The sequence below is a fragment of the Amycolatopsis sp. NPDC114478 genome (assembly GCF_055633805.1).
In genome coordinates, this window is record NZ_JBVKDO010000002.1 from 496,540 (window position 1) to 512,990 (window position 16,451).

15 protein-coding genes are annotated in these 16,451 nt (G+C 72.1%); 4 read left to right on the plus strand and 11 right to left on the minus strand.

Going from position 1 to position 16,451, the window contains the following annotated elements; genetic code table 11:
* Positions 1-46: 46 nt before the first annotated feature.
* Both ACZ7OH_RS06990 and ACZ7OH_RS06995 read right to left on the minus strand, forming a co-directional pair.
* Positions 47-1,231 (minus strand): cytochrome P450, encoded by a 1,185-nt coding sequence (locus ACZ7OH_RS06990; protein ID WP_470279989.1) that lies wholly within the window; start codon positions 1,229-1,231, stop codon positions 47-49.
* Positions 1,232-1,393: 162 nt separating this feature from the next.
* Complete coding sequence (locus tag ACZ7OH_RS06995) at positions 1,394-2,296, minus strand: LysR family transcriptional regulator (protein ID WP_470279990.1); 903 nt, start codon at positions 2,294-2,296, stop codon at positions 1,394-1,396.
* Positions 2,297-2,392: 96 nt separating this feature from the next.
* Between ACZ7OH_RS06995 and ACZ7OH_RS07000 the strand changes: the two genes are divergently transcribed.
* Positions 2,393-3,232, plus strand: coding sequence for an oxidoreductase (locus ACZ7OH_RS07000; protein WP_470279991.1), 840 nt, complete (start codon positions 2,393-2,395; stop codon positions 3,230-3,232).
* On the opposite strand, the gene ACZ7OH_RS07005 is transcribed toward ACZ7OH_RS07000, so the two are convergent.
* From ACZ7OH_RS07005 to ACZ7OH_RS07020, 4 genes are all read right to left on the minus strand, one after another.
* The gene (locus ACZ7OH_RS07005) at positions 3,229-3,576 is read right to left on the minus strand and encodes a VOC family protein (RefSeq protein WP_470279992.1); all 348 of its coding nucleotides are present in this window, start codon (positions 3,574-3,576) and stop codon (positions 3,229-3,231) included. The two genes, ACZ7OH_RS07000 and ACZ7OH_RS07005, sit on opposite strands and share 4 nt — an antisense overlap.
* A gap of 92 nt (positions 3,577-3,668) precedes the next feature.
* Positions 3,669-4,337, minus strand: a complete 669-nt coding sequence (locus tag ACZ7OH_RS07010; RefSeq protein WP_470279993.1) for an ABC transporter ATP-binding protein — start codon at positions 4,335-4,337, stop codon at positions 3,669-3,671.
* Entirely contained in the window at positions 4,334-5,026 is a 693-nt protein-coding gene (locus ACZ7OH_RS07015) for an ABC transporter ATP-binding protein (protein WP_470279994.1), read from the minus strand. Before ACZ7OH_RS07015 ends, ACZ7OH_RS07010 begins: the two co-directional genes overlap by 4 nt.
* Positions 5,019-7,601, minus strand: a complete 2,583-nt coding sequence (locus ACZ7OH_RS07020) for an FtsX-like permease family protein (RefSeq protein ID WP_470279995.1) — start codon at positions 7,599-7,601, stop codon at positions 5,019-5,021. Before ACZ7OH_RS07020 ends, ACZ7OH_RS07015 begins: the two co-directional genes overlap by 8 nt.
* A 287-nt stretch (positions 7,602-7,888) precedes the next feature.
* Here ACZ7OH_RS07020 and ACZ7OH_RS07025 point away from each other — a divergent pair, with 287 nt between their 5' ends.
* Both ACZ7OH_RS07025 and ACZ7OH_RS07030 read left to right on the plus strand, forming a co-directional pair.
* The gene (locus ACZ7OH_RS07025) at positions 7,889-9,619 is read left to right on the plus strand and encodes a glycosyl hydrolase family 18 protein (protein WP_470279996.1); all 1,731 of its coding nucleotides are present in this window, start codon (positions 7,889-7,891) and stop codon (positions 9,617-9,619) included.
* A 101-nt stretch (positions 9,620-9,720) separates the two neighbouring features.
* Positions 9,721-10,254, plus strand: a complete 534-nt coding sequence (locus tag ACZ7OH_RS07030; RefSeq protein ID WP_470279997.1) for a carboxymuconolactone decarboxylase family protein — start codon at positions 9,721-9,723, stop codon at positions 10,252-10,254.
* Here the strand turns inward: ACZ7OH_RS07030 and ACZ7OH_RS07035 are convergent.
* From ACZ7OH_RS07035 to ACZ7OH_RS07055, 5 genes are all read right to left on the minus strand, one after another.
* Positions 10,251-11,204: a quinone oxidoreductase family protein gene (locus tag ACZ7OH_RS07035; protein WP_470279998.1), complete on the minus strand. Its 954-nt coding sequence runs from the start codon at positions 11,202-11,204 to the stop codon at positions 10,251-10,253. The two genes, ACZ7OH_RS07030 and ACZ7OH_RS07035, sit on opposite strands and share 4 nt — an antisense overlap.
* A 4-nt stretch (positions 11,205-11,208) precedes the next feature.
* Positions 11,209-12,069 carry a dioxygenase family protein gene (locus tag ACZ7OH_RS07040; RefSeq protein WP_470279999.1) on the minus strand — a complete coding sequence of 287 codons (861 nt, stop codon included), beginning with the start codon at positions 12,067-12,069 and terminating at the stop codon, positions 11,209-11,211.
* A gap of 11 nt (positions 12,070-12,080) precedes the next feature.
* On the minus strand, positions 12,081-12,872 hold the full coding sequence (locus ACZ7OH_RS07045) for a citryl-CoA lyase (RefSeq protein ID WP_470280000.1): 792 nt from the start codon (positions 12,870-12,872) through the stop codon (positions 12,081-12,083).
* Positions 12,865-14,025 (minus strand): CaiB/BaiF CoA transferase family protein, encoded by a 1,161-nt coding sequence (locus ACZ7OH_RS07050; protein ID WP_470280001.1) that lies wholly within the window; start codon positions 14,023-14,025, stop codon positions 12,865-12,867. Before ACZ7OH_RS07050 ends, ACZ7OH_RS07045 begins: the two co-directional genes overlap by 8 nt.
* A 67-nt stretch (positions 14,026-14,092) precedes the next feature.
* Complete coding sequence (locus ACZ7OH_RS07055; protein WP_470280002.1) at positions 14,093-14,902, minus strand: IclR family transcriptional regulator domain-containing protein; 810 nt, start codon at positions 14,900-14,902, stop codon at positions 14,093-14,095.
* Between the two features lie 131 nt (positions 14,903-15,033).
* On the opposite strand from ACZ7OH_RS07055, the gene ACZ7OH_RS07060 reads away from it, so the two are divergent.
* Entirely contained in the window at positions 15,034-16,449 is a 1,416-nt protein-coding gene (locus ACZ7OH_RS07060) for an amidohydrolase family protein (RefSeq protein ID WP_470280003.1), read from the plus strand.
* The last annotated feature ends 2 nt before the right edge of the window (positions 16,450-16,451 follow it).

The window sequence follows — 16,451 nt, forward strand, 5'->3', positions numbered from 1 at the left end:
CGTCGATTCTACGGATGGGGTGCCCGGGGCGGGGGTGCGTTGCCGATCACGCCGTGCGGGCGGTGGTTCGGCGCGGGATGAGCTCGACGGGGAGTTCGCGGACGCCGAAGATCATCGGTGAGGGGTAACCGACCTGGACGCCGTCGCGGACGCGGATGTCGGCGAAGCGGTCGAGGAGCTGTTCGAAGACGATGCGGCCTTCGAGGCGGGCGAGCGGGGCGCCGAGGCAGAAGTGGACGCCGCCGCCGAAGGCGAGGTTGGTTTCCTTGCGGGGGCGGGGGTCGAACGCGGTGGGGTCGGGGTGGTGGCGGGGGTCGCGGTTGGCGCCGAGGACCCAGGGGGTGACCATCGTTTTGGCGGGGATGGTGACGCCGCCGAGGTGGGCGTCGGTGGTGGTGATGCGCAGCAGCCGCATGATCGGCGGGCGGTGGCGGACGACTTCGTCGAGCAGGCTGGGGATGAGGGTGGGGTCGCGGCGGACCGCGGCGGCGGCGTCGGGGAAGTCGTGCAGGGACAGGACGGTGTTGCCGAGCATCATGGTGGTGGTGATGTGGCCGGCGGCGAGCAGCAGTGAGGCGAAGTTGAGGACTTCGTGGTCGGCGAGCCGTTCGCCGTCGACTTCGGCGTGGGCGAGGCCGCTGAAGAGGTCGTCTTCGGGGTGGCGGCGGCGTTGGGAGAGCAGGTCGGCGAGGTAGTCCTCCATGACTTCGGTGAGGGAGGTGCCGTCTTCGCGGGGTGCGCCGCCGGCGAGGAGGGCGTCGGCCCAGCCGCGGTAGAGGGTCCGGTCTTCGGGTGGGATGCCGATGAGGTCGCCGATGACGACGACGGGGAGTGCGTAGGCGAGGTCGCGGATGAGGTCGGGGTCGTCGCGGTCGGCCATCGCGGTGATCAGGGTGTCGGTGGCGGTGATGATCCGCGGTTCCAGATCGGCGATGACTTTCGGGGTGAACGCTTTGCTGACCAGTTTCCGCAGGCGGTGGTGAACCGGTGGGTCGACGGCGGCCATGTTGCCGCGGACGGCTTCGGCGGTGTCGGGCAGGAGCAGTCCGGGGTCGGAGGAAAAGGTTTGGTGATCGGTGAAGATCCGGCGGACGTCGGCGTGGCGGAACACGTGCCAGGTGTCGTGTTCGTCGGCGATGACCGGGGTGTTCTCGCGCATGTCGTCGACCCAGCGGAAGAGCGCGGTTCCGCCGTCCGCCAGGGAAGGGGGGCGGACTGGGGGCGAGGTCATCCCGGGACTCCTTTGCTGAAACCGATTTCTCCGGCCGGAATCGATGACTCGTCGGCTTCGAACAGGTTATGGCGATTTTCGGTTGATCGGCAACGAAAAAAGGTGATCGTTTTCGTCGACGAAATGGGCTTGCCGATCAACTTTGGGTGACAACGGGACGATTCAGCCGGCTTCGGTCAGGTCGGTGGTCGCGGCGAGTTCGACGGCGAGGTCGGTGAGCACCGGGATGGCGGGGTTGTCGTGGCCGGGTACCCACAGGAGTTCGGTGCGGGCGACGTCGCCGGTGAGGGGGACGAAGGCGACGCCGGTGCGGCGGAGGCTGTGGGACGAGCGGGTCAGCCGGGTGACGCCGACGCCGGCGGCGACGAGGCCGAGCAGGCCTTGCACGGTGGCGGCGCGCTGGACGACGCGCGGGGTGTAGCCGGCGGCGGCGAAGTCGGCGTCGTAGCTGCGGTGCCAGGGTTCCCAGCTGCTGCGTGGGGTGAGCACCCAGGGTTCGCCGGCGAGGTCGGCCAGTTCGAGCGACGTGCGGGTGGCGAGGGGGTGGTCGGCCGGGACGACGGCGCAGACCTCTTCGGTGAGCAGGGTGCGGGAGGCGAGGCTGTCGACGAGGGGCGGGCGGGTGAAGGCGAGGTCGAAGCGGCCGTCGCGCAGGCCGTCGACGAGTTCGGAGATCGACGCTTCGGCGGTCGTCACGTCGAGGTCGGGGTAGCGCTCGCGGACGGCGCGCAGGATCGGGGGCAGCAGGTAGTTCGCGGTGGTGGTGAGGAAGGCGAGCCGGATGCTGCCGATTTCGCCGCGCAGGGCGCGGCCGAGGGTGGTGAGGGCTTCGTCGGCGCGGGCCAGGACGGCGCGGGCTTCGGGGAGGAAGAGCTTGCCGACGGCGGTGAGGCGGGTGCCGCGGGGGTCGCGGTCGAACAGGCGGGTGCCGAGGCCGCGTTCGAGGACGGTGATCTGCTGGGAGAGGGATTGCTGGGCGATGTGGAGGCCGGCGGCGGCGCGGGTGAAGCTGGTTTCGTCGGCGACGGCGACGAAGTAGCGCAGCTGGCGCAGCTCGGGGGTCACAGGCTCCGACTGTAGCCGTGGCAGGGGATCGGTGTTGGCGGTGCGGTGGTGCTCGTCCTCAGGATGGGGGCAGGAATCCACTGGGAGGAAACGAAGATGGCGAACACCGACGGCCGCGTGTGGCTGATCACCGGCTGCTCGGCCGGGTTCGGCCGGGAGATCGCGCTGGCGGCGCTGGCGGCGGGTGACCGGGTGCTGGCGACGGCGCGGCGGCCGGAGACCTTGGCGGGGTTGCGGGATCGTGGTGGTGACCGGGTCCGGACCGCGGCGCTGGACGTGACCGATGCCGGGCAGGTCGACGCGGCGGTGAAGACGGCGCTCGAGGAGTTCGGCCGGATCGACGTCGTGGTGAACAACGCGGGCAACGGTTCGGTCGGCGCGGTGGAGGAGCTGACCGTGGACGAGCTGCGGGCGTTGCTGGAGGTGATGTTCTTCGGCGCGGTCACCGTGACGAAGGCGGTGGTGCCGCACCTGCGGGCGCAGGGCAGCGGGACGGTGGTGCAGATCAGTTCGATGGGCGGGCAGGTGGCGCCGCCGGGGTTCGGCGCGTACTGCGCGGCGAAGTACGCGCTGGAAGGGATTTCGGAAGCGCTGGCCGAGGAGGTGCGGCCGTTCGGGGTGCGCGTACTGATCGTCGAGCCGGGGGCGTTCCGGACGGAGTTCGGGGGCGGCCGCATGCACCGTTCCCGCACGATCGGCGCCTACGCGGTGTCGACGTCGGGTACGCGGGACGCGGTCGAGAACATGGACGGCACGCAGCCCGGCGATCCGGCGAAGGCGGCCGCGGCGATCGTGCGCGCGGTGGGCAGTGAAGACGCCCCGTTGCACCTGGCTCTGGGCGCGGATGCCGTGGAGGCGATCCGCGCCCAGCACCGGGCGCTCGCGGCGGACCTGGCGGCCTGGGAAGAGGTCAGCCGGGCCACCGCGTTGGACTAGGCGTCCTGCAGGACGCCGAGGACGTTGCCGTCGGGGTCGGTGAAGGTCGCGACCAGGCGGCCGTTGCCGACGTCCTTCGGCTCGTCCTTGACCTTGCCGCCGGCGGCGGTCACTTCGGCGAGCTTTGCCGCGATGTCGCCGACGTGCCAGTAGGTGACCGGGCCGGTCATGCCCTGCTGGGCGCCGTTCGGGACGAGGCCGATGTGCTGGCCTTCGGCGTCGTAGCCGACGTAGTAGGGCGCGTCGGCCTGCGGTTCGGTGCCGAGCAGGGCGGTGTAGACGGCCTTGGCGGCGGCCAGGTCGGTGACGGGGTGCAGGACGGTCTTGATCCCCTGGGTGCTCATCGGTGCTCCTGAAGTCGTGGTCTGCGGTACGGCTATGACGCTATTGCCGGGCCGTTGACCAGCGCTTCTCGATTCCTGATCGGTTGGATCGGTCAGTCGAGCAGGGCGGTGAGGACGCCGTCGAGGAGGCGGACGCGACGGTCGGCGATGCGGTGGACCTCGTCGTCGTGGGTCGCGACGATGACCGCGGCGCCTTCTTCGGCGCAGCGGCGCAGCAGCCGCAGGACGCGGGGGGTGCTGCCGGCGTCGAGGTGGGCGGTGGGTTCGTCGGTGAGCAGGACGCGGGGGCGGCCGGCGACGGCCCGGGCGAGGGCGACGCGTTGCTGCTGCCCGAAGGAGACTTCGAGGGGGTAGCGGTCGCCGAGGTCGCCGATGCCGAGTTCGTCGAGCAGCCCGGTGACGCGGTCGTGGATCGCGGCGCGGGAGGGACGGGGGACATCGGAACGCAGGCGCAGCGGCAGAGCGACGTTTTCGGCGATGGTGAGCTCGTTGGCCAGGCCGAGGGCTTGGGGCAGCACGGCGCAGGTGTGCCAGGGGGGTGCGCCGCTGATCGGGACGCCGTCGAGCAGGACGCAGCCGGAGTCGGGGGAGTCGAACCCGCACAGCAGGGCCAGCAGCGCGCTCTTGCCGGAGCCGGAGCGGCCGGACACGGTGACGAGCTCGCCGGCGCCGACGCGCAGTTCGAGGCCGCGCAGGGCTTCGATGTCGCCGCTGGGGTGGGCGAAGCTGCGGCGCAGGCCGACGGCTTCCACGACGGTCATCGTTGCGGCTCCCGTTCTTCGACGCGTTCGAGCGTGCCCTTGTGCAGCCGGGCCACGCGCGCGCCGAGGTCGATCAGGCGGTCGTCGTGCGAGGCGACCAGGACGGCGAAGTCCTGGTCCACCAGGTAGTGCAGGGTGTCGAGCACCAGGTCGGCGGAAGCCTCGTCCAGCTGGGACGTGGGTTCGTCGGCGAGGATGACGGTCGAGCGCGCGGCGAGCACGCACCCGAACGCCAGGCGTTGCTGCTGGCCGCCGGAGAGCGCGGAGATCTTCCAGTCACCGGTGCCGTGCAGGCCGAGCTGGCCGAGGATGTCGTCGGGGCGGCATCCGGTGCCGGCGGCTTCGGCCGCGGCACGCAGGTTGTCGGCCACCGAGAGGTAGCCGAGCAGGTTGTCGGAGGGGTTCTGGAAGACCAGGCCGAGGTGGTGACGGCGCAGGGCGCGTCGTTCGCGGTGCTTGAGCCGGTGGACGTCGGCGCCTTGGAAGGTCAGGGTGCCGCGGACCGGTTGCTCGAACAGGCCCAGGACGCGCAGCAGGGTGGATTTGCCGGAACCGGAGGGGCCGGCGAAGACGGTCATGCCGCGGGCGGGGACGTCGAAGCTGACGTCGTCGACGCCGGTGACGAGGCCGGCCGGGGTGGGGTAGTCGACGCCGATGCCGCGCAGGGTGAAGATCGGTTTGTCAGGCACGGATCAGCTCCGCGGTCCGGGCGGTGCGCACCGAGCGCACCGCGATCCAGCCGGCGAGGCCCACGACCAGGACGCCGATGAGCAGCACGGTGAGGACGAAGGGCAGCGGGTCGGGCAGTTCCGAGCGGGGTGCGAGGAACGTCGCCGGGTCGAACCGGGGTACCGACAGCCCGGCGACGGAGACACCGCAGACCACGCCGACGGCGATGGCGAGCCCGCTGAGCGCGCCGAGCTCCATGAGGTGGCTGGCGAGCAGGGTGCGGGGGCGCATGCCCATCCGCAGCACGAGCGCGCCGGCGAGGGCGTTCTGCCGGCGGCGGACTTCGACGGCGACGAGCAGGGCGAGGATGGCCACGATGCCGAGCACGGCGCCGAGCAGGGCGACGAAGGAGAACGTCCATGACACGACGAAGAAGGGCAGGCTGTCGAGGGCGGTTTCGCGGCCGATCCGGTTGGGGATGAACACGCCGGCGGCGCGCAGGGCGGCGGTGGCGTCGGCCATCGGCGCGGTGGTCAGCACGCTCCACTTGGGGACGCGGTCGAGCTGGCCGTGGTCGAGGGCGGTGCGGGAGACGACGTAGCCGGGGGAAGTGCCGATCATCGGGAACACCGGGAGGTCGGCGACGGTGACGGCGTCGCGCAGGCCGTCGGGCAGCTGGGCGGTCTGCTTGCCGGTGTGGCCGATGCGCAGCACGGGGGTGCCGCGGGAGTCCGGTCGCGCGATCTCGCGCAGGAGCCCGGCGAGGTTGTCGGTGGGGACGTCGGCGGTGGCGGCGCCCTGGGTGAAGGTGTCGGGGTCGACGACGAGGACGACGCTGCCGGTGCCGGTCAGCTCGCCGACGACGGTGCTGGTGCCGGCGAGCGGGGCGGGCATCGGGACGGTGCCCATGCCGATGGGGCTGTCGGTGTCGAGGCGGGCGTTGCTGCCGACGAAGATCGCCGACTTCGTGTCGAGGGCGGCCTCCTGGCCGTTGGCGATGCCGATGCCGGTGGCCAGCGTGCCGATGGCGAGGGTGCCGATGACCAGGACGCCGGTGACCGGGGCGCGGGCGCCGGCGAGGCGGCGGATGGCCAGCTGCAGTGCCGGGCGGGACCAGAAGCGGGCGCGGTGGGAGGCGTGCAGGGCCAGCCACGCCAGCCGCGCGGTCAGCAGCCCGACGGTCAGCACGACGAACACCGGGTAGGTCAGTGCCAGCGGGTCGACCTGGGGTAATGGATTTCCCAGGCGTGAGCCGGTGCTGTAGTGGGCGAGGCGGGTCCAGCCGAGCCACGCCATCCCCGCCGTCGCGAGCTCCCACGGGAAGTAGCCCAGCAGCCGCATCCGGTTGCCGCCGCGGCGGACGCGGCCGAGTTCGAACTCGAGGTGGGCTCGGACGGCGACGACCAGGGCCAGCAGCGCCAGGGACACCACCAGCACGCCGGCCGCGACGAGGCCGGCCTGCAGCTCCGCCTCGGGGTCGGGCACGCCGGGTGGGCCGTAGACGCCGAGCAGCAGGCGGGCGGCGGCCGCGCCGAGGACGCCGCCGAGCAGGATCGGCAGGCCGAGCTCGGCGATGGCGAGGCCGCCGAGGGCGCCCGGTCCGCTGCCGCGGGCGGACAGCAGCCGCAGCTGGGCGTGCCGGCGCTGGTACCACTGCAGGGCGACGGTGCCGAGGCCGGCGCAGCCGACCAGGACGCTGATCAGGGCGAGCGGCAGGATCGAGATGAACACGTTGTCCTGGGCCTGCCGGGCGATCTGGACCGAGCGTTCGAACGTCGGGACGTCGGCGGCGACGAGGCTGCCGAGTCCTTGGGCGGTGAGATCGGCGCGGACGTCGGCGACGAGGTCGCGGGAGCGCTGCAGGAGGTCTTCGGCCGCGCTGAGGGTGACCGGGGCCGGTTCGTAGAAGGAGATGTGGAGGTACTGCATCTTCGACAGGCCGATCGCCGCGACCGCGGTGTCGAAGGTCTTGCGGTCGGTGGCGAAGACGATCGAGTCGATGGGGTCGTTGGCGAGCCGGTCGACGACGGCGCCGGACTGCTGCGAGCACCACCACCGCGGCGGCGGGTCGAGCAGGTCGCGGTAGACGCCGGTGACCGGCGGCAGCGCGATGCCCCGGATGCCGGGCTTGGCGCCGACACCGATGTGCTCGGCGTCGGCGACGACGTTGCCCAGCCACAGGCCGGGGGCGCGGGTGCCCTGCTGCAGCGTGAGGTTGTCCAGACCGGCCTGGTCGCGGTAGGCGAGGCGGACCTTGTAGTGCGGGTCGCCGTTGAACTGCGTGCCGGGCAGCACGTTCGTGTACTGGCCGACGACCGGTGCGCCGAAGCCGTGCGCGGGCGCGTGGCGCTGCACCGCGCTCGTGAGGGCCGGGATGTCCTGGACGGGGATGTTGCCCTTGCCGAACACCGGACCGTAGCTGTCGGGGCAGGTGATCCCGGTCTGGTAGGCGATCGTCGCGCCGCCGGCGGCGGAGGCCTGCAGGACCGCGGCGGTGCCGAGGAAGCAGGCCAGCAGCGCGGTCACGGCGGCCACGATCAGGGTGAGCGGGCTGGTGAGGGCGGCTTTGGGGGCCGCACGCCACGGCTTGGTCACTCTGCGCAGTCCATTCTTCCCCCACTTCACCCGCATGGACGCGCACGCTACCGGCAGATCGCCGGAGTTGGCACGGTTTTGTATCCGATCGTTGCTCACTGGCGGTCATCGGCCGCGGAATGCGCAGCGAGCAACGGCTACCGCCATCCGGCCGGTTTAGTGGTCTAGACCTTGACGCCGATATTGGTCTGATCCAATCCTGAAGACGTTCCCGCCGTGTTACGCCGCGGCACGGCTTCCGCCCCGGCACTGGAGCGCAGATGCGTCGACGCAGACCTTTCTCTCGAATGTCCGTTTCCCTGGCCTTGTCAGCACTTTTCGCAGGATCACTTTCGGCCGGTTCGCTGGTCGCCGCCGCCGGAACCGCCCAGGCCGCCACCCCGCTGCCCGCGCACGTCTTCGCGCCCTACTTCGAAGCCTGGACGGGCGAAAGCCCCGCCACGTTCGCGCAGCAGTCCGGGGCCAAGCACCTCACCATGGCGTTCATCCAGGCCGCCACCAAGGGTTCCTGCACGGTCTACTGGAACGGCGACACCGGGATGCCCATCTCCACCGGCGTCTTCGGCTCCGACATCAGCACGATCCGCTCCCGCGGCGGCGACGTCATCCCCTCCTTCGGCGGCTACACCGCCGACAACACCGGCACCGAAATAGCCGACAGCTGCACCAACGTCGACTCGATCGCCGCCGCCTACGAGTCGGTGATCACCACCTACGACGTCCCCCGCCTCGACATGGACATCGAGGACAACTCGCTCACCAACTCCGCCGGGATCGACCGCCGCAACAAGGCCATCAAAAAGGTCCAGGACTGGGCCGCTGCGGCCGGGAGGTCGCTGCAGATCTCCTACACGCTGCCCACCACCACCAGCGGCCTCGCCGACAGCGGCCTGGCCGTGCTGCGCAACGCCGTCTCCAACGGCACCCGCGTCGACGTGGTCAACATGATGACCTTCGACTACTACGACAACGCCGCCCACGAGATGGCCACCGACACCCAGACCTCGGCGACCGGCCTGGTGAGCCAGCTCGGCGCGCTGTACCCGGGCAAGACGCAGGCGCAGCTGTGGGGCATGGTCGGGATCACCGAGATGATCGGCGTCGACGACTTCGGCCCGGCCGAGACGTTCACCACCGCCGACGCCGCCACCGTCTACAACTGGGCGGTGTCCAAGGGCATCAACGAGCTGTCGTTCTGGGCGCTGCAGCGCGACAACGGCGGCTGCCCCGGCGGCGCGGCCGCGGACAACTGCTCGGGCATCGCCCAGGACCCGTGGTTCTTCAGCCACGCCTTCGAGCCGTTCACCGGCGGCACCACCGTGCCCGGCAACGACTTCTCCCTCACCACCAACCCGGCGTCCGCCTCGGTCGACCCGGGTGGCTCGGCCACCGCGACCGTCGGCACCGCCGTCACGTCCGGCTCGGCCCAGCAGGTGACGCTCTCGGTCGCCGGCGCGCCTTCCGGCGTCACGGCGTCGGTCAGCCCGGGCTCGGTGACCGCGGGCGGCAGCGCGACGCTGTCGGTGAGCACCACCGCGGCCGCGGTCCCCGGGGTCTACCCGCTGACCGTCACCGGCACCTCGCCGTCGGCGAGCCACAGCGCCACCTTCACCCTCACCGTCAAGGGCACCCCACCCGCGGGCGGGGTCGTCAACGGCGGGTTCGAGACCGGCGCGCTGAGCCCGTGGAGCGCCGCCGGTGACGCGGTCGTCGCGTCCCCGGCCCACTCCGGGACCCACGCGCTGCAGGTGGTGCCCACGGCCTCGGCCACCGGCGAGGCGGCGCAGAACGTCACCCTCGCTCCGAACCACGCCTACACGCTCAAGGCCTGGGTGCAGGGCAACTACGCCTACGTCGGCGTCCGCGGTGGCGCGACCGCCAGCACGTGGACCTCGAGCAGCGGCTGGACGCAGCTGTCGGTGCCGTTCACCACCGGCGCGTCCGGCGCGGTGACGGTGTACGTCCACGGCTGGTACGGCCAAAGTGCCCTCTACGCCGACGACTTCACCATCGGCTGATCCTTTCGGCGGCGGCCCGGTTGCGCAACGCGGAGGTTGGCCGGGCCGCCCCTGGCCGAAAGACTCACGGGGACGATCTTTCGCCCGCGAGGAGGACCCCGATGCCGCACATCCCGCTCGACCCGCAGATGCCCGGCATCACCGCGCTCTTCGCGTACCGGCCGGAGACCGCGGCGCCGCTCGGGCAGCTGGCCCAGGTCCTGCTGCGCGGCCCCAGCACCTTGACGGTCGGGGAGCGCGAGCTGATCGCGACCGTCGTCTCCAACGGCAACGAATGCCGCTTCTGCACCGGCAGCCACGCCGCGGCGGCGGCCGAGACCATCGAAGGCGGCCGCGCGGTCGTCGACGCCGCGTGCGGCGGGATCGACGACGCCCCCGTGTCGGCGAAGCTCAAGGCACTGCTGCGGATCGCGCTCGCGGTGCGCGAAACGGGCCGCGCGGTCACCGGCGAGCTGGTCGCCGCCGCCCGCGCCGAAGGGGCGACCGACACCGAGCTGCACGACACCGTCCTGATCGCGGCGTCGTTCTGCCTGTTCAACCGGTACGTCGACGGCCTGGCCACGGTCGCGCCGGACGACCAGGCGGTCTACGACCAGATCGGCAAGCAGCTGGCCGTGGGCGGCTACGCCCGCTAGGGCACCAGCACGATCCGGCCCGGGCGGGTCCACGCGGTAGCGGCTTCGGCCAGCGGAACCCGCTCGTGGTCGACGGTGAGGTCGCCGGCGATCGCGTATCCCACCACCGTCAGCAGCGCTTCGCGGCGACGGTCGGCGTCGAGCTCGTTGTTCGTGTAGCCGTGGATGTGCAGCGACCGGCTGCGCAGCACCGCCGAGGACACCGGGCACTCGTCGCCGGCCGCGCTGCCGAGGTTGACCAGCCGCCCGCCCGGGCGCAGGGTGCGCAGCGCCGCTGCGGCCGGGATCCCGGACACCGGATCGATGACCAGGTCCACCGGGACGTCCCGGAGCCGCCGGGCCAGCGAATCGACGTCGTCGCCGTCGGCCAGCGGCACGACGTCGTCCGCGCCGAGCCGCCGGGCCCGCTCGAGCGCGGCGTCCGACCGCGCGCACGCGATGACGTGCCCGGCCCCGGCCACGCGCGCCAGCTGCACGGCCGACTGCCCGACGACCCCGCCGGCGCCGAGCACCAGCACGGTCTCGCCGGGAACGAGGTTTCCCTTCCAGGTCAAGCACATCCACGCCGCGACCGCCGACAGCCCGAGCGCCGCGACCAGCGCGTGGTCCGCCCCGGGCGGCAGGACCACCAGGTCGGCGGGCGCGACGACCGCGTGCTCGGCCATGCTGCCGTCCCCGGGGCGCATGCCCGCGGTCGTGGCGAACCAGATCGGCGTCCCGGCCGGCTCGGTCGGCGTCGGCCGCGTGAGCACGCCGACCCCCTGCACGCCCGGCACGTACGGCAGCTCCGGCAGCCCGAAGTAGGACGTGCCGGACGCGCACAGCAGGTCGAGCGGACTGACCGGCGCGGCGGTGACGCTCACCGCGACCTGGCCCGGCCCCGGTTCGGGGGCCGTCCGGTCGGTCACCACCGGCGGCGCGCCCGCCGCCCGGATCTCCGCCGCGCGCACGGCGTCAGACGGGCTGGAGGACGAAGTCGTAACGGGCCTCGAGCCACGGCTCGGCCGATTCGCCGCCGTCCGGGGTCGGGCCGGGCTCCCGGGGCTCGAAGGTCACGACCAGCTCCTGCTTGGTGCCGAACACGACGTCGCTGTCGAGGTACTGCGCGCCTTCCTGGAACAGGTGCGTGATCAGCGGCTCGTAGCCGGCGGCGTTGATCAGGAAGTGCACGTGGGCGGGCCGGAAGTGGCTGATGTCGGTGCCGCCGATGAGCTCGCCGACCGGGCCGTCCATCGGGATCGAATAGCCCTTCGGCGCGATCGTGCGCAGGCAGTAGGTCCCGTCGGGGCGTGTCGCGTACTTCGCGCGCAGCCGGGCCTCGTCGATGTCCGGGATCTGCGACTCGTAGGCGCCTTCTTCGTCGGCCTGCCAGACGTCGAGGATCGCGCCGGCTACGGGCGAGCCGTCGAGGCCGCGGACGGTGCCGGTGATGTAGAGCGGCGTGCCGGCCAGCCCGTCGGACATGTCTCCGCCGAACTCCTTCTCCGGCGAGCCGTCGATGTGGAACGGGCCGAGCACGGTGGCCGGGGTCGCCTTGGCGTCGAAGGCGTGGTTCATCTGGACCACCAGCATGCTCAGGCCGAGCACGTCGGAGGCGAGGATGAACTCTTCGCGCTTCTCGTCGCTGATCTGCCCGGTCTCGGTCAGCCACCGCATCGCGGCCATCCACTCGGGCTCGGTGAGCCGCACCTCGCGGGCGAAGGCGTGCAGGTGCCGGACGAGGGCCGCCATGACCTGCGCCGTGCGCGGGTCATGCGCGCTCGACCAGCGCTGGGCGGCGAGCTCGGTGATGTTGTCCTCGGTGACGAGCTGCATCGGCGTTCCTCTCAGCGTTGCGGGTCCGGCGGGACCGGCCGGTTGTTCAGGTCGACCGACAGGAAGACGTCGTTGGCGACCGGGTGACGCAGCTCTTCGGCCAGCTGCCCGACGAGCCCGGCGGTCCGGGCCAGCAGCGCGAACCCGCGCAGCAGCTCCAGCGGCAGCCCGAGGTCGGCCAGCGCCGCGCCGCAGACACCGGCGCCATTGAGCGGCAACGTCTTCCCGAGCACCTGCGGGTGGACGCGGCCGATGGCGGCGAACAGTTCCAGGTGCGGGCCGCGCAGACCTTCTTCGTCGGCGATCCGGAACAGCCGGGGGGTGCGCGGGTCGCCGTCCTTGTGGACGTGGTGCCCGAGCCCGGGGATGAACTTCTTCTCGGCACGGGACTTTTCGACGGTCTTCAGGGCCAGGGCGTCCCACCCCGCCTCGTCGGCAGGGGTTCCGGCGGTGGCGAGGACGTCGTGCAGGAACCGGCCGCAGTCCTCGGTGACGCCGAGGAACCGCGACCCGCCACCGAGCAGCCCGGCCGCCAGCGCGCCCTGCACCGAGTCCGGAGCGGACAGGTAAGTGAGCCGCGTGACGATCGCGGTCGGCGTGAAGCCGTGGTCGGCCAACGCCGCCAGCACCGCTTCGAAGACCCGAGTCTCCCCTGTGGACGGACGCCGCTGCGTGGCCAGCCAGAACGCCAGCTCTCCGAAGCCGACCTTGCCCATGACGTCCTCGGCGAGGTCCTGGCCGAGCAGGGTGATCTTGTCCTTCGTGGACGATCCGAGCGCGGTCTCGTAGACGCGGTCAGTCATGCGGGGTCTCCGTGAGCCAGGCGCGCAGCTCGGCGCCGTGTTCGTCGAGCTCCGGCGGCGGCAGCCGGTAGGCGGCCGGGGTCGCGGAGAACCGGATCGGGTGCCGGGTCGTGGGGACGGTGCGGTCGCCTTCGCCGACGTCGACGATCGGGTCGAGGCCGAAGCGCTCGGCCATCGCGAACCCGCCGTCGATGGTGTTGATCGGTCCACACGGGACACCGACCTTCGTCAGCGCGTCGAACCACTCCACCGCGGTGCGCTCCTTCAGGCGCTCGACCAGGATCGGCCGCAGCTCCTCGCGGTTCTTCGTGCGGTCGGCGTTGCGGGCGAACCGCGGGTCGTCGGGGACGTCCGGCAGGCCGAGGACTTCGCACAGCCGCCGGAACTGCCCGTCGTTGGCCGCGGCGACGATCAGGTCGGCGTCGGCCGTCGGCAGCGGCTCGTAGGGGAAGACGCTGGGGTGGGCGTTGCCCATCCGGTAGGGGACCACCCCGCCGGCGGCGTAGGCCGAGCTGTGGTTGACCAGCCCGGTCAGCGCCGAGGACAGCAGGTTGACCTCCACGTGCTGGCCCTCGCCGGTCGCGTCGCGGTGGCGCAGCGCGGCGAGGATGCCGATCACCGCGTGGTTGCCCGCCATCACGTCGAACACCGAGATCCCGGCCCGGTACGGCGGGCCGTCCGGGTCGCCGGTCAGGCTCATCAGCCCCGAGATCGCCTGCACCATCAGGTCGTAGCCGGGCACATGCCGGCCTGCACCCGAGCCGAAGCCGCTGATGGAGGCGTAGACGCTGCCCGGGTTGGTCGTCTTCACGGAGTCGTAGTCCAAGCCGTACTTGGCCAGGCCGCCGGGCTTGAAGTTCTCGATCACCACGTCCGCCCGCGCCGCCAGCTCGCGGGCGACGGCGGCGTCGGCCTCTTCGCGCAGGTCGAGCGCGATCGAGCGCTTCCCGCGGTTCACGCCGAGGTAGTAGGTCGAGACGTCGCCGCGCACCGGCGGCATCCACGTGCGCGTCTCGTCGCCCTGCGGGCCTTCGACCTTGACGACTTCGGCGCCGAGGTCCGCCAGCAGCATCGTGGCGTAGGGGCCGGCGAGCACCCGGGAGAAGTCCGCGACCAGCAGCCCGGTCAGCGGGCCGGCAGCGCTGGTGTCCACCCGGTTCCTCACTTCCTGTCCGTCCAACGGACGCCTGTCCGCAGTTTGCCTCCGCGGGCCCCGGTGGTCAAGACACGGCGGGCACGGTGACGTGCGGGACGTCGTCGAGCCGGGCGAAGTCGGCGCTGATCTCCCCGGCGGTCTGCAGCAGCAGCGGCAGGTGGTGCTCCAGGAGCCGGTCCACGGACGTCTCGGCGGCGTGGCAGTTGACGTTGACCCCGGCGATGACCCGCCCGGAGCCGTCGCGCAGCGGCGCGGCGACCGACCGGATGCCCAGGGCCAGCTGCTCGTCGGTCAAGGCCCAGCCGCGGGCGCGGACCTCGCGCAGCTCGGCGTCGCGCTCGGCGCGGCCGGGCTGCCAGCGCGGGACGAGCCCGGAGCGGGTCGGCTGGGCCAGCACCGCGTCCAGGTCGTCCGGGGTCAGCGCGGCGAGCTGGACCTTGCCCAGCGACGTCGGCAGGGCGGGGAAGCGGGTGCCGATCTGCACGGCCAGCGCGACGATCTTCGGCACCGCGACCCGGGCGACGTAGACGATGTCGGAGCCGTCGAGCTGGGCGATCGAACACGACTCGTTCGTGCGCGCGACCAGGCGTTCCAGGTGCGGGCGGGCGACGTCCCACAGCCCCATCGACCGCACGTAGGCGACGCCGAGGTCGAGCACGCGCGGGGTCAGCGCGTAGCCGCGCCCGCCGGCGCGGACGTACCCGAGCTCCTCCAGGGTGAGCAGGATCCGGCGCGCGGTCGGGCGGGCCAGGCCGGCGGCGGTGGCCACCTCGGCCAGCGTCATCTCCGCGTGGTGCGGGCCGAACGCCGTGATCACTTCGAGCCCGCGCGCCAGCGCTTCGATGAAGTCGGGACCCGTTCCCTCGCGTGGCATGCACGACCTCCCTCTGCAGTCCTGCCCCGCAGCGTAGCGGCGGGGATTGACACCGGCCCGGCGCTGGGCGAAGGTGACGTCACCCCTTCAGTGTCCGTAGAGCGGACGAGTGTACGCAACCGGAGGCAGCCATGTCCGGATCGATCGTCCTGCGGGGCGGCACGGTGCTGACCCTCGACGACGCCCACCGCGTCCTGCCCGGCGCGGACGTCCTGGTCACCGGCGGCGCGATCGCCGCCATCGGGCCGTCCCTCGAAGTGCCGGAAGGCACGGAGGAGATCGACGCCACCGGCGGCATCGTCATGCCGGGCATGATCGACACCCACCGGCATCTGTGGCAGACGGCCATGCGCGGCTACGGGGCCGACTGGACGCTGACCCAGTACTTCGTCTGGTACTACCTCGAATGGGGCAAGGTGTTCCGCCCCGAGGACATCTACGCGGGCAACCTGCTCGGCGCGTGGGAAGCCCTCGAAGCCGGCGTCACGACCACCGTCGACTGGTCCCACGGCCTGCAGACGACCCAGCACGCCGACGCCGCGGCCGACGCGCTCGAAGCCGTCCCCGGCCGGTTCATGCTGGCCTACGGCAACATCCAGGACTCCCCGGCGAACTGGACGGCCACGCCGGAGTTCCGCGACTTCGTCTCCCGCCGCACCGGCGGCGACCTCGGCTTCCAGCTCGCCTTCGACGTCACCGGCGACCCGGCGTTCCCGGAGAAGCCGGCGTTCGAGGTGGCGCGCGAGCTGGGCGTGCCGGTCACCACGCACGCCGGGGTCTGGGGCGCGACCGGCGACGACGGCATCCGCCTGATGCACGACCACGGGTTCATGACCCCGGAGACGATCTACGTCCACAGCGCGTCGCTGTCGGCCGACTCCTACCACCGGATCGCCGCGACCGGCGGCTCGGCGTCGGTGTCGACCGAAAGCGAGCAGAGCGCGGGCCAGGGCTACCCGTCCACCTGGGCGCTGCGGCAGTACGGGATCCCGGTGTCGCTGTCGATGGACACCTCGGTGTGGTGGAGCGGCGACCTGTTCACGGCGATGCGCACGACACTGGGCGCGGACCGCTCCCGCGAGCACCTGGAAGCGCACGCGAAGGGCGAAACGGTGACGCACGCGGCGTTGCGCGCGGAGCAGGTCGTCGAGTGGGCGACCCGCGGCGGCGCGGCCGCGCTGGGGCGCACGGACATCGGCTCCCTCGAGGTGGGCAAGAAGGCCGACGTGGTGCTGCTGAAGAACGACCACTCACCGGTGTCGTTCCCGCTGCTGAACCCGTACGGCCACGTGGCGTTCCAGGCTCAGCGCGGCGACGTCCACACGGTGCTGGTCAACGGCCGCATCGTCAAACGCGACGGCCGCCTGGTCGACGTGGACCTCCCCGCGGTGCGGCAGCGCGTCGAGGAGACGGTGGAGTACCTGCGCGGGCAGCTGGGGGAGGAGGCCTGGCAGCAGGGAATGAACCCGGACGTCCCGGAGACCAAGATCCTGGATAACCCGTACATGTACACGGACTACCAGAGCGACGCCACCCACGGCGGCTGAAC